Here is a 23,420-nt window from a genome sequence, read left to right on the forward strand (position 1 = left end):
GCGGGTTCGTTTTACAGAAGAAACTTCAGCCACCCTTCAGCGGCCCTGATCAAGGCCTCAACCTTTTCTGGCTGGGTCACGAGATAAGCCCCACCGGATGGGATACCCCACTTGATCAATGTATCGACCGTCAGATCGACCTTTCGCCCGCACCATTTCACGATCGCCGCCAACCCGGTTTTTAAGGCCTGCAAACACGCCGCCACCCGGTCCCGGTCGGGTGCGTCACTTGCAACCTCTTCCTCGATCCCGGCGGCGGCATCCCAGATCAGGGTGATCGAAGACCCCAGCACCTGAACATCTTCTATCTCTTTGGGTGGATTGTTCCCTCCGACGCCATGCCGGTTGGTCACCGTGCTGATCAGCGCCCGGGGCAATTCCGTAAGCGCCATCTCGGTTCGGATGCGCGCGATCTCTTGCGCGACCGCTCTAGGGCCGACATCCCATACAACGTTGTCAATCAGCGCTACTCTCGTAAGCAATTCGACAGGTAATGGTTCGCCACTGGCAAGACTATCGAGCCACTCTGTCCAAAAGCTGGTAAGCTGGTACTCAGCGGCGACGGCATCGCGTAAGTGGTCAAAGCTATTGATGAACTCAGTTGACCAGTCAGACCGGATACCCAAGGGAAGAGTTGTCAGCATATAATCGCTGGCGCCGTACAGGTCACTTGCAGCGTGTTGAATTGCCTCACCCCGAGCACTGAGTTCCATGGTTTCATAGGCATCGAATTTCGAAGGTTCTGCTGAGGAAATTGCTGACGTAACCCGCGCACATTCTTCGAAGGTAATAGCTGCTCTAACCAGCTTCTTGCTGATTAACATGGGATTGGCGATTGAGAAGCCTGCGCTGAATACGGCGTGCCGTATGCTTTTTGATTGCTCTCGGCAGCAAGCTTGGGAAGACAGCAGACATCGTAGCAGTGTCAGGATAGCTGAGTTTCCCCTCTGTGCTTCGGGTGAACATTGTCCAGTTGTTTGCTTTTGAAGCACAAGCTCTCAGCACGAACGCCGTTTCAATCCGAGCGGCGCGAAGCGTTTCTGCATCAAAGTCTGACACGCAATTGGCCTCCCGATGCAAGTTCTATACCACTGTTCGAGCGTAGCTGTCGCCCATTGACCATATGCGTTTTCCTCGCCATATCCCCAACCCATGACAGACCTCGCTCATATCCGCAATTTCTCCATCGTCGCGCATATCGACCATGGCAAATCCACCCTTGCCGACCGGCTCATCCAAGAGACCGGGACGGTGCAGGATCGCGACATGAAGGAACAGCTGCTCGACAGCATGGATATCGAGCGCGAGCGGGGCATCACCATCAAGGCCAACACCGTCCGCATCGACTACACGGCGGATGACGGTGAGAAATACGTGCTGAACCTGATCGACACCCCCGGCCACGTGGACTTCGCCTATGAGGTCAGCCGCTCCATGCGCGCAGTTGAGGGCTCCCTGTTGGTCGTCGACTCCACCCAAGGGGTCGAGGCGCAGACGCTGGCCAATGTCTATCAGGCCATCGACGCCGACCATGAGATCGTGCCGGTGCTCAACAAGATCGACCTGCCCGCGTCTGACTGTGACCGCGTGGCCGAACAGATCGAGGATGTGATCGGCATCGATGCGACCGAGGCCATTCAGGTCAGCGCTAAGACCGGGCAGGGCATCCACGAGACGCTGGAAGCCATCGTGAAACAACTGCCCGCGCCACAGGGCAATATCGACGCGCCGCTCAAGGCGATGCTGGTGGACAGCTGGTACGACGCTTATCTCGGCGTCATCGTTCTGGTCCGCATCATGGACGGCACGCTGAAAAAGGGGATGCGGGTCAAGTTCATGTCGAACGGCACCCTGCACCATGTCGACCGCGTCGGCGTCTTCCGCCCCGAGATGGAGATGGTGGACTCGCTGGGCCCCGGCGAGATCGGCTTCCTCACCGCTTCGATCAAACAGGTCCGCGACACCCGCGTCGGCGACACCATCACCAATGACCGCAACGGCACCGAAGAGGCGCTGCCGGGCTTCAAACCCGCGCAGCCGGTGGTGTTCTGCGGCCTCTTCCCGGTGGACAGCTCGGAATTCGAGGACCTGCGCGATGCGATTGACAAGCTGGCGCTCAACGATGCCAGCTTCAGCTATGAGATGGAAACCTCGGCCGCCCTTGGCTTTGGCTTCCGCTGCGGCTTTCTGGGCCTCTTGCATCTTGAGGTCATCCGCGATCGGATCGAGCGCGAATATGATATCGAGCTCATCACCACCGCCCCCTCGGTGGTCTATCACATCTTCATGCGCGACGGTGCGATGACCGAGCTGCACAACCCCGCCGACATGCCCGACATGACGCTGGTGGATCATCTGGAAGAGCCGCGCATCAAGGCCACCATCCTGGTGCCGGATGACTATCTGGGCGACGTGCTGAAACTGTGTCAGGACCGGCGCGGGATTCAGGAGGACCTGACCTATGCCGGCAGCCGCGCCATGGTGGTCTATGACCTGCCGCTGAACGAGGTGGTGTTCGACTTTTACGACCGGCTGAAATCGGTGACCAAGGGCTATGCCAGCTTTGACTATCACATGACGGGGTATCGCGAGGATAATCTGGTCAAGATGTCGATCCTGGTGAATGACGAGCCGGTGGATGCGCTGTCGATGATGGTGCACCGCGACCGGGCCGAGATGCGGGGCCGCGCCATGTGCGAAAAGCTCAAGGACCTGATCCCGCGCCACATGTTCAAGATCCCGATCCAGGCCGCCATCGGCGGCAAGGTCATCGCCCGCGAGACGCTCTCGGCGCTGCGCAAGGACGTGACCGCGAAATGCTACGGAGGCGACGCCACGCGGAAACGCAAACTGCTGGACAAGCAGAAGGCCGGTAAGAAGAAGATGCGCCAGTTCGGGAAGGTCGACATCCCGCAGGAGGCGTTTATTTCGGCACTCAAAATGGACGGGTAAGGGCCCGTGACGAGGTTCCTGATTGTCGGTCAGCCGCGTAGCGGAACAACTTATGTTCAGACCTTGCTGTCGTCGCATCCCGATATTCTGTGTCGGGGCGAGATGTTCGACCCCTATCAGATCGATGACAGCGGTCGAAAAAACAAAAACCTGAAGGCGATATGGGAGCGCGACGCAAACCCGGGCACCTTTCTAGAGCGCATGTTGGCCGGCGAAGGGCTATCCTGCGCTGTCCCACCGGTGATGGGGATCAAGGTACTGCACCATCACAATCCAAGCCTGATGAAAGAGATCATCCCGGCCAATCCTGACTTGCGGCTGATCCATGTGCTCCGCGCCAATAAGCTTGCGCAATTCGCATCGGCCCGGCAAGTGCAGTTGAGCGGTCGTTGGACCGCAAGCTCCGATACCGGGGAGGCACCCCTGGTGAAGGCCGGTCCCTTTTGGGCGGCATCAGAATGCAACCGCCTTGAGAATGAGGATTTTCTGTTCTCCCAGTGGATATCGACCCTGCCCAATCCATCACTGACGCTGGAATATTCCAGAATGCATAGGCGGGATACGCTCGATCAACTGACGCGCTTCCTTGGTGTGGGGCCGTCGGAACAGATGGCCTCTCCACTGCGCAAACAGGGTCAGAACAACATCCTGGACCGCTTCGCCGATCCCGAGCCCATAGCCGCCCATTTCCGGGCGACCGGACGCGGCGCCTGGTTAGGACTCGAGCTGGATCTCTGAACCTAACGCTACGGTGGCCTCTCGCGGAAACGCAAGCTGCTGGACAAGCAGAAAGCGGGGAAGAAGAAGATGCGCCAGTTCGGGAAGGCGGACATCCCGCAGGAGGCATTCATCTCGGCGCTCAAAATGGATACGCCACCTGCTCCTGGTTGTGACCCACATCACAGCCGAACCCCGCCCTCTCTGATATGTTTGACCCAACGTAAACAGTCAGCGAGGTGCCGAGATGTCCATGATCCCTGTCATCGCCCTCGGCTCGGCTGGCCTCTACGCCCTCGCCATGATCGGCATGAAACTGTGGTGGACCGCGCCCGGCCCGGGCGTCGCCCTGCTGATCATCGCGGCGATCATGGTGGGCGCGCTGCTGGAGATGACGGCGCTGCGCAGCGAGAGGCTGGGTCTCATCTATGTCTCCATTCTGGGCGCCGAGGTGATCCTAATCGCCAGCGCCTCGCTGCTCTATTTCGGAGAAAGCTTTTCGGCCCGTGAAGTGGCGGGTATCGGCCTCGTTCTGGTGGGAACGGCGCTGGCCTGGGCCTGAGCGTCGTGCATCACGCCGGGACGTTCACCAACTCCAGGTAGCCTTCCTGATCCACCTCTTTCAATTTACGCAAGGCCTCTGCCGCGTGGTCCCGCAGCACCTCCTTGCATTCTGTCTTCACGCCCTCGACCCCGGCAATCAGCGCGTCGATCTCGGGCAGATCCACACCTGTTTCAGCCGACAACGCCTGCAGCGCCTCCAGCACTTTGCCCAGCTGCGTGCCATAACTCGCCACCTCGCGCTGCACCCGAGCCTCGATGGCGGGTATGCCACGTGTACCGATGGTGGGCTCAATCTCCTGCTGCACATTTCCGCTGAGTGGAAAGCGAAATTCCGGGGACCAGACTGAAAACGGACCAAACATCTCAAAATCTCCTGTGTCAAATGACAGCAGTTTCTGCTGCATCGCAGCATTCTGTCAAGCGGCCCGGTACGATTAAGAAAGGATGAATATACCTTCATAATGTCATGCGAAGATTGTAAACACCTGCTCCCCTCCCAACCTTGAATACCGACAGACGCCCAAAGAAGAGGAGGACACCATGACACGGATGAAAGCCATAGGCGCGGCAGCCCTTGCCGGAACGCTCGCTCTGGCCACCAGCGCCTTTGCCAGCGACACGCCCGATCTGCGCGGCACATGGAGCGGCAGCCACACGGTTGCGGCCCTGCCCAACGAGCGCAGCGACGGGGCCCCGCGATTCAACGAATCCGAATGGGTGATGGAGATTAAGGAGCAGCAGGACAACGTGTTCTGGGGCAAAAGCAAGTGGAGCCGCAAGAGCTCGGACCGATGGAATGAAGGTCAGATGACCGGCACGATCAGTCTGGATGGCTCGGGCAACATCGCCATGGTCGAGAGCAGGCCCGGCTTTGATCGCGAGGTGAACGGGTTGATCGACGCAACCTATCAGGACGGCAAGATCTATGCCGACTTCCGCAGCCTCCACAGTGGCATCACCTATAGTACGGTTCTCGAAAGAGTGAATTGATGCGTAAGACCCTGGCGGGGATGTCCCACCCGGATCTTTACCGGGGCCTCCGCCAGGGCAGCACCCAAGGGTCCCGGTTCAAACCGGGGCAGGGGCGGAGACGGCAGGCGGACCTTTTAGCGAGTATGGGGGTTAGCGTCGTGACATCCGTTTCCTTATTGTTCGGTCCGGATGTTCGACAGGTTCTCCGCAATTGACCGGCTCCGCCTCACTTTATTCCCAGCCAGAAAGTCCAGCAATGATGTGTTGCGCGGCCAAGGCAGGCGAATCCCTTTCGCTGCAAAACCAGTCTGATCACAACAGAACCGGGTGAGTCGGGTCTGAATGCCCTTTGCAGGTGCAGAAAACCGGGGAAATCGCCGGTTTTTCGCGGGTTTTGCGTTTTCCCTGCGCAAGGTGATTAGTGGTGGGCGGATTTTCGAGTTTTCCACACCTCCATCCCGGCAGATACCAACAGGTTATCCCCGTCTAATTGTCATGCTGCGGTGCTATTTTCTTGCCCGGTCAGGCGGCTTTTGTAACACTCTTATTACTGCAGCGGACCTTCGGGACCACAGCAGGGCGCAGCGGCCAGGGGGTCATGGCGGATCAGGATAGAGCTTAGGTTTTACTCTGATAGGTCATTGGCTTACCGGGAGCGAGTCAGTCGCGGAGGGTCTTAGGATCCGAGGCGGAGGGCCTGTTTTTCAAACGGTTGGTGTGCGTCGGGCAATGCCTTCGGGCGGGGTCCGGCAGCGGCGGCCTTTCGAGGCGGTCGTGACTGGTTCGGATGCGGCCCTCGGGTTGTGATGGATCAGCAAGGCGTCAGGGGCGTCCGCAAGGGCGCATGCAAGGACCGCGTCTGAGCACCTGGCGCCTTTTCCTATTTTCCGCATTTCCAAAACGAAACGAGGCTCGCCTGAAAGGTCCAGACAAGCCCCGTTGTCAGTTGATGCGTACCGCGTCTATGCACCTGTATCTGTCAGATATCGGCATGGTGCGAAAAAATCAACAATATCTTGTGTGCCAACCACCAGATTGGCGCGGATATCATTGGGCATGCCTATATGTTGCGTTCTGGTCACGGTTTCCTGAGCGCAACGGCGTCAGCTCAGAGGTTTTCCTGAACGTCAGTTGCGGTGTTCGTGATCGCGTCACCGGCCTTTTCGATATCGCGTCCGGCACCTTTGGCGGTTTCGCAGGCGGCCAGGGTCAAGGTCATCAGTCCAATCACCAATACTCGGGTCATCATCGTCTCCATATCTGCTCGATTACTATATCTTTAAGCGCTTCCGAGGTCGTGATGCAAGGCGCTCAGCGCGGGTCTTTGGCGTGGCCGTTTATGGCGGTCGTCGCGGGCAGGGTTGTGGTGGGGCATGCGATGCAAGACCCGGTCGATCTATCGAAGCGATAGACGAAGCAGATGCCCGCCACCCCTTGCAGCCCCCCCGCACCGATACTAAGACTCGGGTAACCCGGCCCCGGTATCCTTCCGGCGCACCCTTAAAGAGCAGGCAGGTCCTCCATGTTCGATCCCGTTGATACTTACGCTAATACTCTCGTGCCCATGGTGGTCGAACAGACCAGCCGGGGCGAGCGGGCCTATGACATCTTTTCGCGCCTGCTCAAGGAGCGGATCATTTTCATCAACGGCCCGATCCATGACGGGATGAGCCATCTGGTGGTGGCGCAGCTGCTGCATCTTGAGGCTGAAAACCCGACCAAGGAAATCTCGATCTATATCAATTCACCTGGTGGCGTGGTGACCAGCGGATTGTCGATCTATGACACGATGCAATATATCCGGCCGAAATGTTCGACGCTGGTGATCGGTCAGGCCGCCTCGATGGGCTCGCTGCTGCTGGTGGGTGGTGAAAAAGGGATGCGGTTCTCGCTGCCCAACAGCCGGATCATGGTACATCAGCCCTCGGGCGGGTATCAGGGTCAGGCCAGCGACATCATGATCCATGCCGCCGAAACCCAGAAGCTGAAGGATCGGCTGCACGAGATTTACGTCAAGCACACCGGCCAGACCAAGAAAGTGGTTGAAAAGGCGCTGGACCGCGACAATTTCATGAGCCCGGAAGAAGCCAAGGATTGGGGCCATATCGACGAAATCGTCGACAGCCGGGCCAAGGATAGCGACGACGAGGCATAAGGCTGCGCACGGCATGAGAAGGCCGTGAGCAGGTGCAAATTGCGATTGTGAAGGCCGGTGCGCTGGCCTAAGCTGCTGCGGAGAGTGGCGGCGATGACGGAGCCCGAAAGGTAAAGCATGGCGACGAATTCAGGCGGTGACAGCAAGAACACGCTCTATTGCAGCTTCTGCGGCAAGAGCCAGCACGAGGTGCGCAAGCTGATCGCGGGGCCGACCGTGTTCATTTGTGATGAATGTGTCGAGCTGTGCATGGACATCATCCGCGAGGAAACCAAGGCCAGCGGGCTGAAATCCAGCGACGGGGTACCGACGCCGAAAGACATCTGTGGCGTGCTTGACGATTATGTGATCGGCCAGGCTACAGCCAAGCGGGTCCTGTCGGTGGCGGTGCACAACCACTACAAGCGTCTGAACCACGCTCAGAAGGCAGGCGGCGATATCGAACTGGCCAAGTCGAACATCCTGCTGATCGGTCCGACCGGCTGCGGCAAGACTTTACTGGCGCAGACGCTGGCGCGGATTCTGGACGTACCCTTCACCATGGCCGACGCCACCACCCTGACCGAGGCCGGGTATGTGGGCGAGGACGTGGAAAACATCATCCTCAAGCTGTTGCAGGCCAGCGAATACAATGTTGAACGCGCGCAGCGCGGCATCGTCTATATCGACGAGGTCGACAAGATCACCCGCAAGTCGGAGAACCCGTCCATCACCCGCGACGTGTCGGGCGAGGGCGTGCAGCAGGCGCTGCTCAAGCTGATGGAAGGCACCGTGGCCAGCGTGCCGCCACAGGGCGGGCGCAAGCATCCACAGCAGGAATTCCTGCAAGTGGACACCACCAACATTCTGTTCATCTGCGGCGGGGCCTTTGCCGGTCTCGACAAGATCATCGCGCAGCGCGGCAAGGGCTCTGCCATGGGCTTTGGTGCCGATGTGCGTGACAATGATGATCGCGGTGTGGGCGAGATATTCCAGGACCTTGAGCCGGAAGACCTGCTGAAATTCGGGTTGATCCCGGAATTTGTCGGGCGTCTGCCGGTGCTGGCAACGCTGGAGGATCTGGATCAGGACGCGTTGGTGACCATCCTCACCCAGCCAAAGAACGCATTGGTCAAGCAGTATCAGCGCCTGTTCGAGTTGGAAGATACCGAGTTGGACTTCACCGACGACGCGCTCAAGTCGATCGCGCAGCGGGCCATCGAACGCAAGACCGGCGCGCGCGGGTTGCGGTCGATCCTCGAAGACATCCTTCTGGACACCATGTTCGATCTGCCGGGGATGGAGCATGTGACAAAAGTGGTCGTCAACGAAGAAGCGGTGACCTCGGATGCTCAACCACTGATGATCTATGCCGATGCCGACAAGGAACCGGCGACAGCGGGCTGAGCCTTCTACGATTTCAGGCAGACGGCGCGGCAGGGACCGCGCCGTTTCCAATTTTGGGAGGTATGATGAAGATCAGACGCATTTCATCAGGTGGAGAGTTTGAGGCCAAGGTTGGCTACTGTCGCGCTGTGGTGGCAAACGGTTTCGTTTTTGTCGCGGGAACCTGTGCTCAGGGTGATGACGTGCCCAAAGATATCGTTGGTCAATGCAGATCGTCCCTGGAGGCTATTGGAAAGGCTCTGGCTGAGGCGGGGTCAAGCTTCGCCAATGTGGTTCGTGTGAATTACTATTTGCCGGATATGCAGGAATTCGAGCTTTGCTGGCCCTTGCTGGTGGAAACCTTTGGTCCCAACCCGCCCGCAGCGACGGTTATCGAATGCAACCTGATAACACCCGAAGACCGCATTGAGATCGAAGTCACCGCAGTTTTGCCGGAATAGCGCGCATCACCTGCCTGACACTGGACCTTCGCGGCCCATTGGTCCATATCAGGGACAACGCAGTCCGGAGGCACGTATGGGAATCCTGAACACTCTGCTGAGCGCGGTCACCTGGTGGAACGGGTCGACGTTGAACACGCGTATCTACACGTCGCGCAAGGGCATCAAGGTGGGCGAGGATGACGAAGGCAATGTGTTCTACAAGAATGCCGATGACAGTCAGCGCTGGGTGATCTTCAATGGTGAGGCGGAGGCCAGCCGGATCGATCCGAACTGGCATGGCTGGCTGCATCGCACCTGGGATGAGCCGCCGACTGACAAACCTCTCAGCCACAAGGCCTGGGAAAAGCCGCATCAGGAGAACCTGACCGGCACGCCGCTGGCATATGCGCCAGCGGGATCGCTGCGCCGGGCGGACCCGGTCGAGCGGCGCGACTACGAGGCCTGGACCCCCGAATAGGCGGATTTTTCATGAGTACCCATACCACCACCGAGATCGTGGTCGGCGGCGCAGTATTGGCCGCAGCCATCGCATTTGGCGTCTATGCCACGCAGACCACGGGCCTGTCGAATTCCAGCGCGGGCTATGAACTGGGCGCGTCGTTTCGGTCGCTTGAAGGCGTGACTGTTGGCACCGATGTGCGTTTGGCGGGTGTCAAGATCGGCACCGTGACCGGCGTGGAGCTGAACCCCGAAAGCTATCGCGCCGACACCACATTTTCGGTCGCCAACAGCATTCAGGTGCCCGATGACAGCGCCGCTGTGATCTCCTCCGAAGGATTGCTGGGCGGCAATTTCGTCGAGATCATGCCGGGCGGTTCTCCCTTCTACTTCGAGGCAGGCGATCAGATCGAGGATACGCAGGGCGCGGTCAGCCTGATCTCGCTGCTGGTCAAATTCGTTGCCGGCGACGGGAGCGGCGGGTGATCCGCGCGGCGATCTTTGCGCTTGTCCTGATGACGCAGGGCGCGATGGCACAGGATGCCGTGACCTCGGGCACCGGTGGGGTGGTGCGCGGGCTGGACAAGGTGAATGGCCAGACCGTGGATGTGGACATTCGCAACGGCGAAACCGGCCAGATCTTCGGCCTTGATGTGGCGCTGGGGGATTGCCGGTTTCCGGTCGACAACCCCACCGGCGACGCGTTTGCCTATCTGACCATCTGGGAAACCGGCAAGGCTGAGGCGCTGTTTGATGGCTGGATGATTGCCAGTTCCCCGGCGCTGAACGCGCTTGACCATGCGCGCTACGATGTCTGGGTGATCCGCTGTATGACGCCCTGAGGGCTCTGTTCGAGTGCGGTGGTGAAATCCGCCTCGGACGCGACGGCCGGGTCCAGCAATTTGTGATAAGCCGTACGCGGGATTTCGATGGCCCCCAAAGAGGCCAGATGCGGTGTCAGGAACTGCGTGTCAAACAGTTGAAAGCCGGTCTGCACCAGTCGGTCGACCAGATAGGCCAATGCGATCTTTGAGGCGTCAGTGCAGCGCGAAAACATGCTTTCGCCAAAAAACGCCGCGCCCAGCACCACTCCGTATACGCCACCGATCAGTTGATTTTCCGTCCAGACCTCAAGCGAATGGGCGTTGCCGCGTTGATGCAGGGTCAGGTAGTGGGCGCGAAGCTCGTCGTTGATCCAGGTTTCGTTGCGATCGGCGCAGCCATCCACCACATCATCAAAGGCGCGGTTGATTGTTATCTTGTAGTCTTGCCGCCGCAGACGGCGCGCCAGCGAGCGTGAGATGTGGAACCCGTCGAGCGGGAAGACGCCGCGCAGTTTGGGGTCGACCCAGAAAATCTCCGGGTCTTCCCTGTGTTCGGCCATCGGGAATATCCCGATGGAATAGCCATGCAGCAGCAGCTCAGGCGACAGCGTCATGGCCGGTCATCCAGGTCACTCGCCCAGATTGGTCTCAAGCCAATGTTCCAGCCAGTGGATGTTGTAGTCACCGCTATGGATGTCGGGTTCCTGCAGCAGCGCGTCAAAAAGCGGCACCGTCGTATCGACACCGTCAACGATCAGCTCACCCAAAGCACGGTGCAGACGGGCCAGCGCCTCGGGCCGGTCGCGGCCCTGCACGATCAGTTTGCCGATCAGCGAATCGTAATAGGGCGGGATCGAGTATCCATTATAAAGCGCCGAATCCATCCGCACCCCCAGACCGCCCGGCGCGTGATAGGCCGTGATCTTGCCGGGGCAAGGAGCGAAATTGGGCAGCCGTTCGGCGTTGATGCGCACCTCGATGGCATGGCCGTTGATCCGCAGGTCTTCCTGCCCGAAGGACATCGGCTCGCCTGCGGCAATGCGGATCTGTTCGCGCACCAGATCGACGCCGAAAATGCCTTCGGTGACGGGGTGTTCAACCTGCAGGCGGGTGTTCATTTCGATGAAATAGAACTCGCCATTCTCGTAGAGGAACTCGATCGTGCCCGCACCGATATAGTTGATCTTGGCAACCGCGTCGGCGCAGACCTTGCCGATCTTGGCGCGTTCTTCGGGGGTGATGCAGGGGCCGGGGGCCTCTTCGAACACTTTCTGGTGGCGGCGCTGCAGCGAGCAGTCGCGCTCGCCCAGATGCACCGCTTTACCCTTGCCATCGCCAAAAACCTGAATCTCGATATGGCGCGGCGTAGTCAGGTATTTCTCGATATAGACTTCGTCATTGCCGAAAGCCGCCTTGCCCTCGGCCCGCGCGGTGCGAAACGCGGTTTCCATCTCTGCGGCGTTATGGGCGACCTTCATGCCGCGTCCGCCGCCACCGGCAGTGGCCTTGATGATGACGGGATAGCCGAATTCCTCGCCGATCTTCTTTGCCGCCTCAAGGTCCGGCACGCCGCCATCCGATCCGGGCACGCAAGGCACGCCCAGTTCCTTCATCGTGTCCTTGGCGGTGATTTTGTCGCCCATGATGCGGATATGTTCGGCGGTGGGGCCGATGAAGGTGATGTCGTGATCCTCGACGATCTGCACGAAGGCCGCGTTTTCCGACAGAAAGCCATAGCCGGGGTGGATCGCCTGCGCGCCGGTGATCTCGCAGGCCGAGATAATGGCGGGCACGGACAGGTAGCTTTGCGGGCTGGGCGCAGGGCCGATGCAGACCGACTCATCGGCCATGCGCACATGCATGGCGTCACTGTCGGCGGTGGAATGCACGGCGACCGTGGCGATCCCCATCTCTTGTGCCGCGCGGATCACGCGCAGGGCGATCTCGCCGCGATTGGCAATCAGGATCTTGTCGAACATGGGACCGCCTTACTCGATGATGACCAGAGGGGTTCCGAACTCCACCGCGGCGCCGTCCTCGACCAGGATTCGCTTGACGGTTCCGGCCTTGGGCGCGCTGATCTGGTTCATGGTCTTCATCGCTTCGACGATCAGCAACGTGTCGCCTTCGCTGACAGTGGCGCCAACGGTGATGAAGGCGGGAGCACCCGGTTCGGCCTGCATATAGACCGTGCCCACCATTGGCGAGGTCACAGCACCGGGATGGCTGGCGGGATCTTCGGCGGCGGCCGGAGCTTCGGGCGCGGCGGCGGCTGCCACTGGGGTGGCCGGTGCGGCGGTCGGAACAGCAACCTGTACAGGTGCGGCGGCAGTGGCCGGACCCATGCGGCTGACGCGGACATTCAGGCTGTCCTCTTCGCCATAGTCGCGTTTGACCTGTAATTCGGTCAGATCGTTTTCGCGCAGCAACTCGGCCAGTGCCTTGATGAATGCCACGTCCGCTTCGTGTTTATTTTCTGTCATGCGAGTCCTCGACGTTCCCCTTGGCCCTTGTTTTGCTTCGGACCTCAACTTTACGCGGCGTTATAGGCTAAGCTTTCAGCCATGAAAAGCGCCGTGTCCGCGCGCAAGGTGGGTGCTTGTACACCGAATTGTTAGGGCTAAAGGGGATCAAAGTGGCATTCCTGACAATTTTGCCACCAACTCCGGCAGCTTGCGGGCGCCGAATTTCTCCAGCAGCCGCGCGCGATGCGCCTCGATCGTGCGATAGCTCAGGCCCAGTTCCGCGCCAACCTCTTTTGCGGACAATCCGCGACAGGACAGGATCGCCACATCCCGCTCGCGCGGGGTTAGTTCAACCAGCGGGCGATCCTCGGAAATGTCGGAGAAGCTCCAGATCCCGTGGCGGAACGGGTCATCAGGGGTCAGCGATTTGCCCCGCGCCCGACACCAGAACAGGTCGCCGTCGCGGCGGCGCATAATGCGCTCGTCAGAGTAATAGCCGGTCTCGCGCATTACTGTCAGGCTGCGCGCGCCGATGCGTTCGAAATCCGCCTGGCTGGGATACAGATGCAAGAGCGGCATGTCGCGATACTCTTCCTCCTCGCCGCCAAACATCTTGGCAAAGTAGAGGTTGCAGCGCCGAATGACGCGGTTCTCCAACTCCACAAGGCCGATGGGGGCATATTCAAAGGCAGGATCGCTCATGCCCCCATGGTGACCGGTATTGCCGCCAAATTGAAGGGAAATGCGCGCCGGAGCAGGCCCGCGCGCTAGTTTAGCCTGTTTGTACTTGCGCCAGCATCCGCATGGCATCGCTGCAGGCTCAGATTTCCGGGTGATTTTGCGCGAGGAAATCCTGAATCTGCTTATACATCAGCGTGCCGTAATCTGCGTTTGCATGATGCGGGTCCCGTTTGCCGGTGAAGGTCTTTTCCAAGGAATACTCTTTCAACAAAAATCCCTGGTCATCCATTGTCCCTTCGGGTGGCGCAATAAACGGGATGCCCTGTTCGCTCAGCCAGTTGGTGAAACACTGCCGCGCGCGGCTGTCGATCGCCGAAATGATATCGAGCGGAATGCCGCTTCCGGCGATCACGCTATTGCGTCGCACCGGCGGGCAGGAAATGACAAAGAACTTGGCCTTGATCTGCTTGAGTTGCGCAAGGAAAGCTTTGATATATCTCTGATCGTCATCGATGATTGCGTCGACGACAGCCCTGGACACCGGTCGCAGATCGGGATGATCAAGGCAGGCCGGGGTCGCTTCCTTCCAGAACTCTCCTCGCAATATTCGGTTGTTGTGGGTCCCGGTGACCAAGCCCCAAACATGGGTGTCGTCGATCGACACCTCAGAGGTCGCGGTTTCAAGCCGTTCGGAATATAGGGGTTCAGTGAAGAAGATCCGGCTGTCACGTATTTCGCTGAACGGGTTCGTTTCATAAGCGCCGCTACCCAGGGCAAAGACATGCACGTCGGTCTTTTTTTCCAGACCCGATTCATACCCTGCTTGATTGCAGCAGTATGAGAGTTTCCGCAGATAAAGAGGCTCATTGGCCGAAAGTCTACAAAATGGCTTCTTTACAGAGAAGGTCGTCATTGTCGGCCTCGACGGGTGTCGCCTGACTGGGTTCTTTGATGTCACCGCTCGACTGATCGCCAATGGCGGAAAAGAACACATCCATGGCCTGCGCGACGCCCTCGGCTGCAACTTTCGCAAGTTTGGTATGTAGTACATCGCGCGCATGGGATGAGAGGCGATGAGTTCGTAAGAGGGAAAGTAATCAACAAAATCGTGCTTCTGCGAGAGCGCGCCTGCAACCGCACGCAGTACCGATTTGGAATAAAGCGTAGCAGGCAGAACATGCTGATCGGTCGCCGTCGCGGTGAGCGGCACGGGCGAGACAGTCAGCAGGAATTTCATCTGTGGGTTCTTTTCGCGCGCCAGTGCGATGAAGGCGTTCATGTCCTGCAGCGTTTCTTCGTAGTCGAAATTCTTGAAGCGATATTTGTCAGTATCGAAAGTACCACCCACTGTCCCCGGGCAGGTCGGCAATGCCACGCCGTCCTCGATACTTTCCCAGGCCTCGGTCAGGCCCAGTGTAAAGACGAACAGGTCGGTCTGATCCAGCATCGAGGCAACCTGAGACAGGAGATAGCGCCGATCTGCCTCAAGCTCGTCGATATCAGCAAAGCCGTCAGGTTCGATGGCGGGGCGGAACGGATCGCGCGCGCGCCCGTTCTCATCGACATAAGCGGTTTCAACCGGCTGCAAGCTGCCATTGGCGCGGGCCAGCATCTGGATGAGTTGCCGTGGTGTGTAGATATTGCCGTAGCGTGCCGAATAGAGGTCGTAGACAAATTCATGCCACCGTTCGCGAGACAGCGCTGGGGGCGGTGTTTCCAGATCGACATAGTTGAAGCCGCGCTTCTTGAACTGAGCCCCGATATGCTGCGCAAAGCAGCTTCCCGCGCAGGAAATGCGGCGCTTCGGCCGATTTCGAATTTGGGCTCATAAATATCGGAAACACCTAGCAGGTTTTGTTCCGAGACGCCGGATCGCCAGAACGTTTTGGGGGGCCGTGATTCATATAGATTCGAAGGCATTGGCAGGAACCTTAATGGCCAAGAAACCTGAGCCACTAAATCTCTTGGATAGGGGAAGCACAATCGCCGGTTTCAAACCATTTTTTGTCATCTGGCGGATTTGGGCCCAATGCCTTGGCGGCAATTGTTGCCGGAATGAAGGCTGACTGGTCAAGCAGGGGAAGGCACCATTAGCCGGGTATCCGAGATTTGACCGGATCACGCGGAACGGAACCAGCCGGGCAGGTCGGTGGCAAGGTTAAGCGGGACGTCGCGCACCCGGATCACGCCGATGCGGCGGTCCCGTTCCGGTTCGCCGCTGATTTGCGCATAAGCTTGCGGTTCCGCCTCGTCCCAGTTGGTCAGGGGCAGGCTGCGGACGCGCTCGGCGAACTTTCGATTGCGAAGGTCGGGTTTGAGCCAGGATTGTCCGGGCGTGCCATGCCCCGGTTCCGAGGCGACCTGCATCCTGTGTGCATCGCTTTCGGCAAGCGCGTTTGCGTTGGCATATTTGAGATGCACCAGATAGACGCCACGCGGCACCGAGAATGGGTAAGCCTCGGTATGGCGTGGCCGAATTTCTATGCCATGCCGACGCAGCCCGACGCGCTGACGCACAGCCCAGGCCTTGCTGTAATGGGCCGAAAACAACGCCCGTTGCCGGTGTTGCAACGCCAGCATGCCGGGTTTGAGTTCCGGGTCGCCCGGTAGCTCAGCCAAGTTCAGCCCCAGCGAAAACTGCGCCCTTCCCGGATGCTGTTCAAAAAGCTCAGCATAGCTCTGATAGCGGGCCGGATCGAGGCAGATCAACTCATCCACATCGGTACGGATCACCCAGTCATAACCTTCGTTCAGCCCGGCCTGGAACCCGTTTAGCAGGCGGCCTCGGAACAGGTCGAATTCCGTGAACTTATCGCGCGGGACGGTGATGATGCTTGCGCCGGGGCAAAGTTCGTGGATTTTGGGATCGGCCCCATGCGCCACCACAAACAGGTTTTGGGGCCCCAGATGTCGGCTGTAATGCGCGTACCACTGGGACAGAGCCCAGTAATCGCGATACACCATCGTCAACGCGCAGATCTTCATGGGGCCATTTACGATGGGTTTTGCGCAAGCGGCAACCGGGTGATCCGAAAAATCGCCCGGTTGTGTCAGATCGCCAGGTACTCCGCGCGCAACTCCTCGTTTTCCAGAACTTCCGTTGCGGTGCCGTCAAAGACGATGCTGCCCGTGTCCAGAATGACCGCGCGGTCCGCCAGTTCCAGTGCGCGCACCGCATTCTGTTCAACGATGATCGTGGTCATGCCCTGTTGCTTGATATGCATGAGCGTCTTTTCAATCTCGTCCACGATCACCGGGGCCAGCCCTTCGTAAGGTTCATCCAGCAGCAGGACCTTGAGATCCCGCGCCAGGGCCCGCGCGATCGCCAGCATCTGCTGCTCGCCACCTGAAAGCGTCACGCCCTCTTGCTTGCGCCGCTCTCCCAGGCGCGGGAACAACTCATAGAGTCGCTCCAGCGACCAGCCGACCGGAGGCGCGATCTGCGCTAGTTGCAGGTTTTCCTCGACCGTCAGGCCGGGGATGATCCGGCGGTCCTCGGGCACAAGGCCCAGCCCGGATGCGGCGGCCTCGTGACTGGCCATCTTGTGCAGCGGTTTGTGATCAAGCCAGATCTCGCCATGCTTGACCTCGGGGTCGCCCAACCGCGCGATAGATCTGAGCGTCGAGGTCTTGCCCGCCCCATTGCGGCCCAGCAGTGCGAGGATCTCGCCTTCGTGCACGTTGAAGGATACGCCCTGCACGATGTAGCTCTCGCCGTAATAGGAATGCATGTCCCAGACCGACAGGAAGGCGGGGGCTGTGCTGGCCTGATTGGCGTGTTTTGAGAAATCGGGTTTGGTGTTCATGGTGATTTCTCCTTACGCGCTTTCGCCCAGATAGGCTTCGCGCACCTTGGGGTTGCCGCGAATGTTTTCGGGGCTGTCTTCGACCAACGGGGTCCCTTGCGCCAGCACGGTGATCCGGTCGGCGAGGCTGAACACCACATGCATGTCATGCTCGATAATGGCGATGGTGATGTCGCGTTCGTCGCGGATCTGTTTCAGCAGGTCGATCGTGTTATTGGTATCGGCCCGCGCCATGCCCGCTGTCGGCTCGTCCAGCAGCAACAGGCGCGGCTGCTGGCTCAGGCACATGCCGATCTCAAGCCGCCTCTTGTCGCCCCGTGACAGCGACGCGGAATTCATGTCGCGTTTGTCGGCCATGTTCATTTCTTCCAGCATTTCCTCGGCCGCTTCAACGATCTGCTTTTCGTTCTGCACGGTCTCATAGGCATGCATGCGAAACGCCCCGTCGCGCTTGGCGAAGATCGGGATCATCATGTTTTCCATCACCGTGAGTTCGCCGAAAATCTCGGGCGTCTGAAACACGCGGCTGATGCCCATCTGGTTGATCTCGAACGGCGCGCGGCCCAGCACCGACTGGCCATCAAACATCACGCTGCCGGTATCGGGGATCAGCTTACCTACCAGACAGTTCAGCAGCGTGGATTTACCCGCGCCATTCGGCCCGATAATGGCATGCACCGAGTTTTCCTTGACGCTGAGGTTCACATCCCCCAGCGCCTGCAGCCCGCCGAAGCGTTTGTTGACGCCTTTGACTTCCAGAATACCCATCGCTGCGCCCCCTTATTCCGCTGGCTCGGTCTTGCCGCTGGTTTTCTTGTCCTTGCGTTTGCCGCGTACCCAGTTCAGCAGCTTCTGACCCCCTTCGACCAGACCGCCGGGCAGGAAGATCACGACCAGCATGAACAGAAGACCCAGTGTCAGGTGCCAGCCCTTGCCGATGAAGGGATGGATGATGAAGACCATGAAATCCTCCATCCCGTCAGGCAGGAAGGCGAACCAGCTATGCAGCACGTTGTCGTTGATCTTGGAGAAGATGTTCTCGAAATACTTGATGAAGCCCGCGCCAAGAACCGGCCCGATCAGGGTGCCGGTGCCGCCAAGGATGGTCATCAGCACCACTTCCCCGCTCGCCGTCCATTGCATCCGCTCGGCGCCCGCAAGCGGGTCCATGGCTGCCATCAGCCCGCCAGCCAATCCGGCATACATGCCCGAGATCACAAAGGCCGCCAGCGTATAGGGGCGTGAGTTCAGCCCGGTATAGTTCATCCGCTGCTGGTTTGATTTCACCGCCCGCAGCATCATGCCAAAGGGCGAACGGAAGATGCGGATTGCCAGGTAAAACACCACCATCATGATCACAGCGCATAGGTAGTAACCTGCGTTGAAATCAAAGCTCCAGCCGCCGACATCCATTGTATAGGTCGACCGCATCGACACACCAAAGAGATGCGGCAGGTCAGGCGCGTTGGCCCTGTGGAACCATTGCGGGTCATCAGCATAAACCTGCAGGCCGGTTTCGCCATTGGTCAGGTTGAACTTGGGGTTCGACAGCACAGAATAGGCCAGCGCAAAGCTCATCTGCGCAAAGGCCAGCGTGAGGATCGAGAAATAGATGCCCGAGCGGCGCAGACTGATGAACCCGATCAGCAGCGAAAACAGTCCCGCGACGACCACGCTGAGCAGGATAGCCGGGATCACGTTGTAGCTGATCAGCTTGAACATCCAAACGGCGGCATAAGACCCCACGCCGAGAAAGGCGGCGTGACCGAAGCTGAGATAGCCGGTCAGGCCGAAGAGGATGTTGAACCCGATGGCAAAAATCCCGAAAATCACGAAACGCTGCATCAGGTCCGGATAGCCCGCGTTGAACTGCGCCATGGCGCTGCCTTCGGGGAACGGGTTCAGGATGAAGGGCGCCAGCAGCGTCAGCACAGCCACGATCAGCAGCAGAGACGTGTCTTTTTTGTTCAGTCCCAGCATGAGCTCAGTCCTCCATCACGCCTTTGCGGCCCATCAGCCCGCGGGGGCGGGTGAGCAGCACGATGATTGCGACCAGATAGATGATGATCTGGTTGATCCCCGGGATCGTGGTGGTGGCCCAGGTGGTTGAGGCGAAGCTCTCCAGAATACCCAGCAGGAACCCGGCCAGCACCGCGCCAGGCAGCGAGCCCATGCCACCAACAACGACAACCACGAAGCTGAGCACCAGAAAATCCATGCCCATATGGTAATTGGGTGGGTTGAGCGGGCCGTACATCACGCCCGCCAATCCGGCGACTGCGGCCGCGATGCCGAACATGATGGTAAAGCGGCGGTCGATATTGATGCCCAGAAGGCCCACGGTTTCACGATCTGCCATACCGGCGCGCACGACCATGCCGAAGGTGGTGAATTGCAGGAAGGCAAAGATGCCCCCGATAATCAGCGTGGCGAAGGCGAAATATATCAGCCGCCAGATCGGGTAGATGATCGCGTTGGGGTCAAACCCAACCATCACGCCCAGGTCGATCGATCCGCTCAGCGCCTCGGGTGGTGGTGTCTGGATCGGGTTGGCGCCAAAGAAGTATTTCACGATCTCCTGCAAGACGATGGCAAGCCCGAAGGTGACGAGGATCTGATCCGCATGCGGTCGCTTGTAGAAATGCTTGATCAGCCCGCGTTCCATCACGTAGCCGACCAGCAACATGATCGGGATCGCAACCAGGATTGCCAGCGGCACGGACCAGTCTATGATCGCAGCCCCGGTTTCCGGCCCGAACCAGGCCTCGACATAAGGCGTCTTTACCTTGAGCGGATTGCCCAGAAAATCCTTCTGAGTCTCGTCCACGGTCTCGAAGCTCAGATTCAGAAGCCTTTGCAGCGTTACCGCGCAGAAGGCGCCGATCATGAACAGCGCGCCATGGGCGAAATTGACGACACCCAGCGTGCCGAAGATCAGTGTCAGTCCCAGCGCGATCAGCGCATAGGCCGAACCTTTGTCGAGCCCGTTCAGGATTTGCAGAAGAATGGCGTCCATCTGTCCCCACCTCTGGATTGGCCGGTGCGGCTTTGGCTCTTGCGCCCGCCGCTCTTATTGACCGGCCGCGATTGCCCGCGACCGGTCCCGGTTTGCGTGAGTGGTTAGGAACCGGGGTTACACTCGCCCAGGCTGCCGCCCGCGAACATCGGATGCTCGGGATCGTACTCGACCTGCGCCCGCGGCGTGATCTCGACGATTTCCAGCGTGTCATAGGCGTTGGTCGGGTTCTCGTTGCCCCGTACCACCAGCACGTCCTTGAAGCACTGATGATCTGCGCCGCGATACCAGGTCGGGCCATTGCCAAGCCCGTCGAACTCGAAATCTTCCAGCGCTTCGACAACCCCGCACGGGTTGAAGGTGCCCGCGCGTTCGACCGCATCCGCATAAAGAAGAACCTGCGCATAACAGGTCTGGGCCGAGTTGGATGGCGGCTTCTCGTACTTTTCGCCGAAGGATTTCACGAAGGCTTTGGTGCCTTCATCCTGCAGCTGCCAGTTCCAGTTCATCGACCCCAACACGCCCTTGATGTTCTCGCCCGCACCAGCGGCCATCAATTCGGAATAGAGCGGCACAACGATCTTGAAGTCTTTGCCGTTGGCCACCTTGTCGAGCAGACCGAACTGGATCGCGTTGGTCAGCGAGTTGACCATGTTGCCGCCATAATGGTTCAGAACCAGCACATCCGCGCCAGAGTTCAGAACCGGCGCGATGTAGGACGAGAAATCGGTTGAGGCGAGCGGCGTCTTGACGGTGTTGACCGTCTCCCAACCCAGCGCCTCGGTCGAGGCCACGATCGACTCTTCCTGGGTCCAGCCCCAGTTATAGTCTGCGGTCAGGTGATAAGCGCGGCGTTCCTTGCCCATTTCGGCGGCCAGCACCGGCGCCAGCGCTGCCCCCGACATATAGGCGTTGAAGAAGTGGCGGAAACCGTTGGCTTTCTTGTCCTTACCTGTGGTGTCGTTGGCATGGGTCAGACCGGCCATGAAGATCACGCCTGCTTCCTGACACAGGCCCTGAACCGCAACCGCCACGCCCGAGGACGAGCCGCCATTGATCATGACCGCGCCGTCTTTTTCGATCATCGACTTGGCTGATGCGCGGGCCGCGTCCGACTTGGTCTGGGTGTCGCCGGTGACGAACTCGACCTTCTTGCCCAGGATGCCGTTCCCCTTCAGTGCCTTTGAGGTGAAGGTGTTCAGGCAGCCGCCATCGCCTTCACCATTGAGGTGCTCGACGGCCAGTTGCTGCGCCAGCAATTCGTCATTGCCTTCTTCAGCATAGGGCCCGGTCTGTGGCACATTGAAGCCGAGGATGACATTGCTGCCGGTTGGCTCATTGGTAAACGCGCTCGCGGATTGCGCGGTGAACACCGTTGGCATTGCCAGACCAGCCCCCGCCACGGCACCCGTTTTCAGCACCCTGCGACGGGTGACATCGTTCTTGGACATTCATTCCTCCCATTTCACTTTGCGCTTGGCGGCTCCTCTTCCGCGCGGCGCGGCACTTATCTGTGCAAAGCAAGTATGGAAGGCGTAAAGAAAATTGCGCAATAAACCCTTTGAATCGAATATTTATTCTGTAAATTATTCGACAGATGTGAGGGGTATCGTGTAAATTTCCTTATGTCGCGGCGCAGAAAGCTGTTGATATGGGACGAAAAACCGGGGGGTCGGGCCATCGCACGGGACACGTTGACAGGCAGCCGCATCCGCGAACGACGGATGATCAGCGGGTTTCGGCAGGCGGACCTTGCGCGCAAAGTGGGTATTTCCGCCTCGTATCTCAACCTGATCGAGCATAACCGTCGCAGAATCGGCGGCAAGTTGCTGGTCGATATCGCGAGCGAGCTGCAGGTCGAACCCTCGATGTTGACTGAAGGGGCCGAAGCCGCGCTGATCGCGGCGCTGGGCGAGGCGGCGGCCCAGATTGGCCCGATTGCGGCGGAACTGGATCGGGTTGATGAATTTGCCGGGCGCTTTCCCGGCTGGGCCGACGTCGTCGCGCGCCAGCACCGTCGGATCACGACGCTGGAACGGACCGTTGTGACCCTATCGGACCGGCTGACGCATGACCCGCTTCTGGCCGCTTCGCTGCATGAATTGCTCTCCACTGCCGCCGCGATCCGGTCGACCGCCTCGATCTTGGCCGAGCCCGGCGATCTGGAACCGGAATGGCGCGACCGATTCCACCGCAACCTCAATCAGGATGCCGAACGGCTGGCGGAAAGTTCCAAGGCGCTGGTTGGCTATCTGGATGAAACCGACAGCAGCAGCGCCGACCGCCGCGGGATGCCGCTGGAGCAGGTTGAGGCCTTTGTCGCAGCGCGCGGCCATCACTTCCCGGAAATCGAGAGCACTGGCGAAGTACCTAGCGATGTACTGGAAGGGCTGGAGAGCGGCGCGGCACGTGCGGTTGGGGCCGGTATCCTGACGCTCTATGCCACGGACGTCCGAGCCATGCCGCTGCGCGATGTGCTGGATGCGCTGGATGAGCTGGGGCTGGATCCGCTTGGCCTCGCGCGGCGTTTCGACGTCGATCTGCCCTCGGTGTTCCGCCGCATAGCGACCTTGCCCGAGGACGCGTTGGCCCATGAGGTGGGGCTGGTGCAATGCGACGCGTCTGGCAGTATCGTCTTCCGCAAGGCAATCTCGGGCTTTGCATTGCCACGGCATGGGGAATCCTGCCCGCTCTGGCCGCTGTTCACTGCGCTCAACCGACCGCTCGTGCCGATCCGCCGCCGGGTGTCGCAACTGGGGCGTACGGCGGCAGAGTTTGATTGCCTTGCTGTCGCCTGGCCGCAGGAAGTGCCCGGTTTCGATGTGGACCCCGTTTATCATTCGATCATGCTGATCCTGCCGGTGCCGAGCGATGACGGTGGCCAAGCCGATGCGTTGCCGGTGGGCAGCAGCTGCCGGGTCTGCCCGCGCCGGGCCTGTGCGGCGCGACGTGAACCATCAATCCTGTCGGAAGAGTTTTGACAGGTCCGTTAAAGCAAGTC

General features: G+C 59.5%; 26 protein-coding genes and 1 pseudogene. 12 read left to right on the plus strand and 15 right to left on the minus strand.

Features of this window, described 5'->3' with window-relative positions; genetic code table 11:
* Positions 1–11: 11 nt before the first annotated feature.
* The gene (locus tag Q5Y75_RS24110) at positions 12–824 is read right to left on the minus strand and encodes a hypothetical protein (protein ID WP_306202335.1); all 813 of its coding nucleotides are present in this window, start codon (positions 822–824) and stop codon (positions 12–14) included.
* Positions 799–1,059 (minus strand): hypothetical protein, encoded by a 261-nt coding sequence (locus Q5Y75_RS24115; protein WP_306202337.1) that lies wholly within the window; start codon positions 1,057–1,059, stop codon positions 799–801. Before Q5Y75_RS24115 ends, Q5Y75_RS24110 begins: the two co-directional genes overlap by 26 nt.
* Positions 1,060–1,152: 93 nt before the next feature.
* Here Q5Y75_RS24115 and lepA point away from each other — a divergent pair, with 93 nt between their 5' ends.
* The 4 genes and pseudogenes from lepA (at position 1,153) to Q5Y75_RS24135 (ending at position 4,231) form a co-directional block, all read left to right on the plus strand.
* Positions 1,153–2,952: a translation elongation factor 4 gene (lepA, locus tag Q5Y75_RS24120; RefSeq protein ID WP_306202339.1), complete on the plus strand. Its 1,800-nt coding sequence runs from the start codon at positions 1,153–1,155 to the stop codon at positions 2,950–2,952.
* A 6-nt stretch (positions 2,953–2,958) separates the two neighbouring features.
* Entirely contained in the window at positions 2,959–3,690 is a 732-nt protein-coding gene (locus Q5Y75_RS24125; RefSeq protein WP_306202341.1) for a sulfotransferase, read from the plus strand.
* Positions 3,691–3,699: 9 nt separating this feature from the next.
* Positions 3,700–3,825 (plus strand): annotated as a pseudogene (locus Q5Y75_RS24130) (hypothetical protein); the annotation flags it as partial.
* A gap of 97 nt (positions 3,826–3,922) precedes the next feature.
* Complete coding sequence (locus tag Q5Y75_RS24135; RefSeq protein ID WP_306202343.1) at positions 3,923–4,231, plus strand: hypothetical protein; 309 nt, start codon at positions 3,923–3,925, stop codon at positions 4,229–4,231.
* Positions 4,232–4,241: 10 nt separating this feature from the next.
* Here Q5Y75_RS24135 and Q5Y75_RS24140 read toward each other — a convergent pair whose 3' ends face one another.
* Positions 4,242–4,637, minus strand: a complete 396-nt coding sequence (locus Q5Y75_RS24140) for a hypothetical protein (RefSeq protein WP_306202345.1) — start codon at positions 4,635–4,637, stop codon at positions 4,242–4,244.
* Positions 4,638–4,773: 136 nt separating this feature from the next.
* Here Q5Y75_RS24140 and Q5Y75_RS24145 point away from each other — a divergent pair, with 136 nt between their 5' ends.
* A complete protein-coding gene (locus Q5Y75_RS24145) occupies positions 4,774–5,223 on the plus strand; it encodes a hypothetical protein (RefSeq protein WP_306202347.1) in 450 nt (149 codons plus the stop codon).
* Positions 5,224–6,313: 1,090 nt separating this feature from the next.
* Here Q5Y75_RS24145 and Q5Y75_RS24150 read toward each other — a convergent pair.
* Positions 6,314–6,451 carry an entericidin A/B family lipoprotein gene (locus Q5Y75_RS24150; protein ID WP_249708591.1) on the minus strand — a complete coding sequence of 46 codons (138 nt, stop codon included), beginning with the start codon at positions 6,449–6,451 and terminating at the stop codon, positions 6,314–6,316.
* 276 nt (positions 6,452–6,727) lie between these two features.
* Between Q5Y75_RS24150 and Q5Y75_RS24155 the strand changes: the two genes are divergently transcribed.
* From Q5Y75_RS24155 to Q5Y75_RS24180, 6 genes are all read left to right on the plus strand, one after another.
* The gene (locus tag Q5Y75_RS24155; RefSeq protein ID WP_306202350.1) at positions 6,728–7,360 is read left to right on the plus strand and encodes an ATP-dependent Clp protease proteolytic subunit; all 633 of its coding nucleotides are present in this window, start codon (positions 6,728–6,730) and stop codon (positions 7,358–7,360) included.
* A 117-nt stretch (positions 7,361–7,477) separates the two neighbouring features.
* Positions 7,478–8,746, plus strand: coding sequence for an ATP-dependent Clp protease ATP-binding subunit ClpX (gene clpX, locus Q5Y75_RS24160; protein ID WP_306202352.1), 1,269 nt, complete (start codon positions 7,478–7,480; stop codon positions 8,744–8,746).
* Between the two features lie 65 nt (positions 8,747–8,811).
* Complete coding sequence (locus Q5Y75_RS24165; RefSeq protein WP_306202354.1) at positions 8,812–9,186, plus strand: Rid family hydrolase; 375 nt, start codon at positions 8,812–8,814, stop codon at positions 9,184–9,186.
* A 76-nt stretch (positions 9,187–9,262) separates the two neighbouring features.
* On the plus strand, positions 9,263–9,646 hold the full coding sequence (locus Q5Y75_RS24170) for an NADH:ubiquinone oxidoreductase subunit NDUFA12 (protein WP_306202356.1): 384 nt from the start codon (positions 9,263–9,265) through the stop codon (positions 9,644–9,646).
* An 11-nt stretch (positions 9,647–9,657) separates the two neighbouring features.
* Positions 9,658–10,113 (plus strand): outer membrane lipid asymmetry maintenance protein MlaD, encoded by a 456-nt coding sequence (gene mlaD / locus Q5Y75_RS24175; RefSeq protein ID WP_306202358.1) that lies wholly within the window; start codon positions 9,658–9,660, stop codon positions 10,111–10,113.
* Positions 10,110–10,469, plus strand: a complete 360-nt coding sequence (locus Q5Y75_RS24180) for a DUF2155 domain-containing protein (protein ID WP_306202360.1) — start codon at positions 10,110–10,112, stop codon at positions 10,467–10,469. The genes mlaD and Q5Y75_RS24180 overlap by 4 nt, the downstream gene beginning before the upstream one ends.
* Here Q5Y75_RS24180 and aat read toward each other — a convergent pair.
* From aat to Q5Y75_RS24235, 11 genes are all read right to left on the minus strand, one after another.
* The gene (aat, locus tag Q5Y75_RS24185; protein WP_306202362.1) at positions 10,433–11,065 is read right to left on the minus strand and encodes a leucyl/phenylalanyl-tRNA--protein transferase; all 633 of its coding nucleotides are present in this window, start codon (positions 11,063–11,065) and stop codon (positions 10,433–10,435) included. The two genes, Q5Y75_RS24180 and aat, sit on opposite strands and share 37 nt — an antisense overlap.
* A gap of 15 nt (positions 11,066–11,080) precedes the next feature.
* Entirely contained in the window at positions 11,081–12,430 is a 1,350-nt protein-coding gene (accC, locus tag Q5Y75_RS24190; protein ID WP_306202364.1) for an acetyl-CoA carboxylase biotin carboxylase subunit, read from the minus strand.
* Between the two features lie 9 nt (positions 12,431–12,439).
* Positions 12,440–12,934, minus strand: a complete 495-nt coding sequence (gene accB / locus Q5Y75_RS24195; protein WP_306202367.1) for an acetyl-CoA carboxylase biotin carboxyl carrier protein — start codon at positions 12,932–12,934, stop codon at positions 12,440–12,442.
* A 147-nt stretch (positions 12,935–13,081) separates the two neighbouring features.
* Positions 13,082–13,618 carry a LuxR C-terminal-related transcriptional regulator gene (locus tag Q5Y75_RS24200; RefSeq protein ID WP_306202369.1) on the minus strand — a complete coding sequence of 179 codons (537 nt, stop codon included), beginning with the start codon at positions 13,616–13,618 and terminating at the stop codon, positions 13,082–13,084.
* Positions 13,619–13,736: 118 nt separating this feature from the next.
* The gene (locus Q5Y75_RS24205; RefSeq protein WP_306202456.1) at positions 13,737–15,416 is read right to left on the minus strand and encodes a GSCFA domain-containing protein; all 1,680 of its coding nucleotides are present in this window, start codon (positions 15,414–15,416) and stop codon (positions 13,737–13,739) included.
* 299 nt (positions 15,417–15,715) lie between these two features.
* Complete coding sequence (locus Q5Y75_RS24210) at positions 15,716–16,582, minus strand: glycosyltransferase family protein (protein ID WP_306202371.1); 867 nt, start codon at positions 16,580–16,582, stop codon at positions 15,716–15,718.
* A gap of 65 nt (positions 16,583–16,647) precedes the next feature.
* Positions 16,648–17,403, minus strand: a complete 756-nt coding sequence (locus Q5Y75_RS24215) for an ABC transporter ATP-binding protein (protein WP_306202372.1) — start codon at positions 17,401–17,403, stop codon at positions 16,648–16,650.
* Positions 17,404–17,415: 12 nt separating this feature from the next.
* Complete coding sequence (locus Q5Y75_RS24220) at positions 17,416–18,171, minus strand: ABC transporter ATP-binding protein (RefSeq protein ID WP_306202374.1); 756 nt, start codon at positions 18,169–18,171, stop codon at positions 17,416–17,418.
* A gap of 12 nt (positions 18,172–18,183) precedes the next feature.
* Positions 18,184–19,383 carry a branched-chain amino acid ABC transporter permease gene (locus Q5Y75_RS24225; protein WP_306202376.1) on the minus strand — a complete coding sequence of 400 codons (1,200 nt, stop codon included), beginning with the start codon at positions 19,381–19,383 and terminating at the stop codon, positions 18,184–18,186.
* Between the two features lie 4 nt (positions 19,384–19,387).
* Positions 19,388–20,419 carry a branched-chain amino acid ABC transporter permease gene (locus tag Q5Y75_RS24230; RefSeq protein WP_306202378.1) on the minus strand — a complete coding sequence of 344 codons (1,032 nt, stop codon included), beginning with the start codon at positions 20,417–20,419 and terminating at the stop codon, positions 19,388–19,390.
* A 104-nt stretch (positions 20,420–20,523) separates the two neighbouring features.
* Entirely contained in the window at positions 20,524–21,870 is a 1,347-nt protein-coding gene (locus tag Q5Y75_RS24235; RefSeq protein ID WP_306202380.1) for a substrate-binding protein, read from the minus strand.
* A gap of 228 nt (positions 21,871–22,098) precedes the next feature.
* Between Q5Y75_RS24235 and Q5Y75_RS24240 the strand changes: the two genes are divergently transcribed.
* Positions 22,099–23,400 carry a helix-turn-helix transcriptional regulator gene (locus Q5Y75_RS24240; RefSeq protein ID WP_306202458.1) on the plus strand — a complete coding sequence of 434 codons (1,302 nt, stop codon included), beginning with the start codon at positions 22,099–22,101 and terminating at the stop codon, positions 23,398–23,400.
* Positions 23,401–23,420 lie beyond the last annotated feature (20 nt).

Origin of the sequence: Ruegeria discodermiae (assembly GCF_030758345.1) — a bacterium.
Taxonomy (GTDB): domain Bacteria; phylum Pseudomonadota; class Alphaproteobacteria; order Rhodobacterales; family Rhodobacteraceae; genus Ruegeria_C.

Bases quoted from the DNA above. Each gene is read 5' to 3' on its own strand.
- Q5Y75_RS24170 (WP_306202356.1), top strand. From the start codon at position 9,263: ATGGGAATCCTGAACACTCTGCTGAGCGCGGTCACCTGGTGGAACGGG.
- clpX (WP_306202352.1), top strand. From the start codon at position 7,478: ATGGCGACGAATTCAGGCGGTGACAGCAAGAACACGCTCTATTGCAGC.
- accC (WP_306202364.1), bottom strand. From the start codon at position 12,430: ATGTTCGACAAGATCCTGATTGCCAATCGCGGCGAGATCGCCCTGCGC.
- lepA (WP_306202339.1), top strand. From the start codon at position 1,153: ATGACAGACCTCGCTCATATCCGCAATTTCTCCATCGTCGCGCATATC.
- Q5Y75_RS24135 (WP_306202343.1), top strand. From the start codon at position 3,923: ATGATCCCTGTCATCGCCCTCGGCTCGGCTGGCCTCTACGCCCTCGCC.
- Q5Y75_RS24145 (WP_306202347.1), top strand. From the start codon at position 4,774: ATGACACGGATGAAAGCCATAGGCGCGGCAGCCCTTGCCGGAACGCTC.
- Q5Y75_RS24200 (WP_306202369.1), bottom strand. From the start codon at position 13,618: ATGAGCGATCCTGCCTTTGAATATGCCCCCATCGGCCTTGTGGAGTTG.
- aat (WP_306202362.1), bottom strand. From the start codon at position 11,065: ATGACGCTGTCGCCTGAGCTGCTGCTGCATGGCTATTCCATCGGGATA.
- Q5Y75_RS24230 (WP_306202378.1), bottom strand. From the start codon at position 20,419: ATGGACGCCATTCTTCTGCAAATCCTGAACGGGCTCGACAAAGGTTCG.
- Q5Y75_RS24235 (WP_306202380.1), bottom strand. From the start codon at position 21,870: ATGTCCAAGAACGATGTCACCCGTCGCAGGGTGCTGAAAACGGGTGCC.
- mlaD (WP_306202358.1), top strand. From the start codon at position 9,658: ATGAGTACCCATACCACCACCGAGATCGTGGTCGGCGGCGCAGTATTG.
- Q5Y75_RS24155 (WP_306202350.1), top strand. From the start codon at position 6,728: ATGTTCGATCCCGTTGATACTTACGCTAATACTCTCGTGCCCATGGTG.
- Q5Y75_RS24140 (WP_306202345.1), bottom strand. From the start codon at position 4,637: ATGCAGCAGAAACTGCTGTCATTTGACACAGGAGATTTTGAGATGTTT.
- Q5Y75_RS24210 (WP_306202371.1), bottom strand. From the start codon at position 16,582: ATGAAGATCTGCGCGTTGACGATGGTGTATCGCGATTACTGGGCTCTG.
- Q5Y75_RS24220 (WP_306202374.1), bottom strand. From the start codon at position 18,171: ATGGGTATTCTGGAAGTCAAAGGCGTCAACAAACGCTTCGGCGGGCTG.
- Q5Y75_RS24165 (WP_306202354.1), top strand. From the start codon at position 8,812: ATGAAGATCAGACGCATTTCATCAGGTGGAGAGTTTGAGGCCAAGGTT.
- Q5Y75_RS24215 (WP_306202372.1), bottom strand. From the start codon at position 17,403: ATGAACACCAAACCCGATTTCTCAAAACACGCCAATCAGGCCAGCACA.
- Q5Y75_RS24225 (WP_306202376.1), bottom strand. From the start codon at position 19,383: ATGCTGGGACTGAACAAAAAAGACACGTCTCTGCTGCTGATCGTGGCT.
- accB (WP_306202367.1), bottom strand. From the start codon at position 12,934: ATGACAGAAAATAAACACGAAGCGGACGTGGCATTCATCAAGGCACTG.
- Q5Y75_RS24150 (WP_249708591.1), bottom strand. From the start codon at position 6,451: ATGACCCGAGTATTGGTGATTGGACTGATGACCTTGACCCTGGCCGCC.
- Q5Y75_RS24110 (WP_306202335.1), bottom strand. From the start codon at position 824: ATGTTAATCAGCAAGAAGCTGGTTAGAGCAGCTATTACCTTCGAAGAA.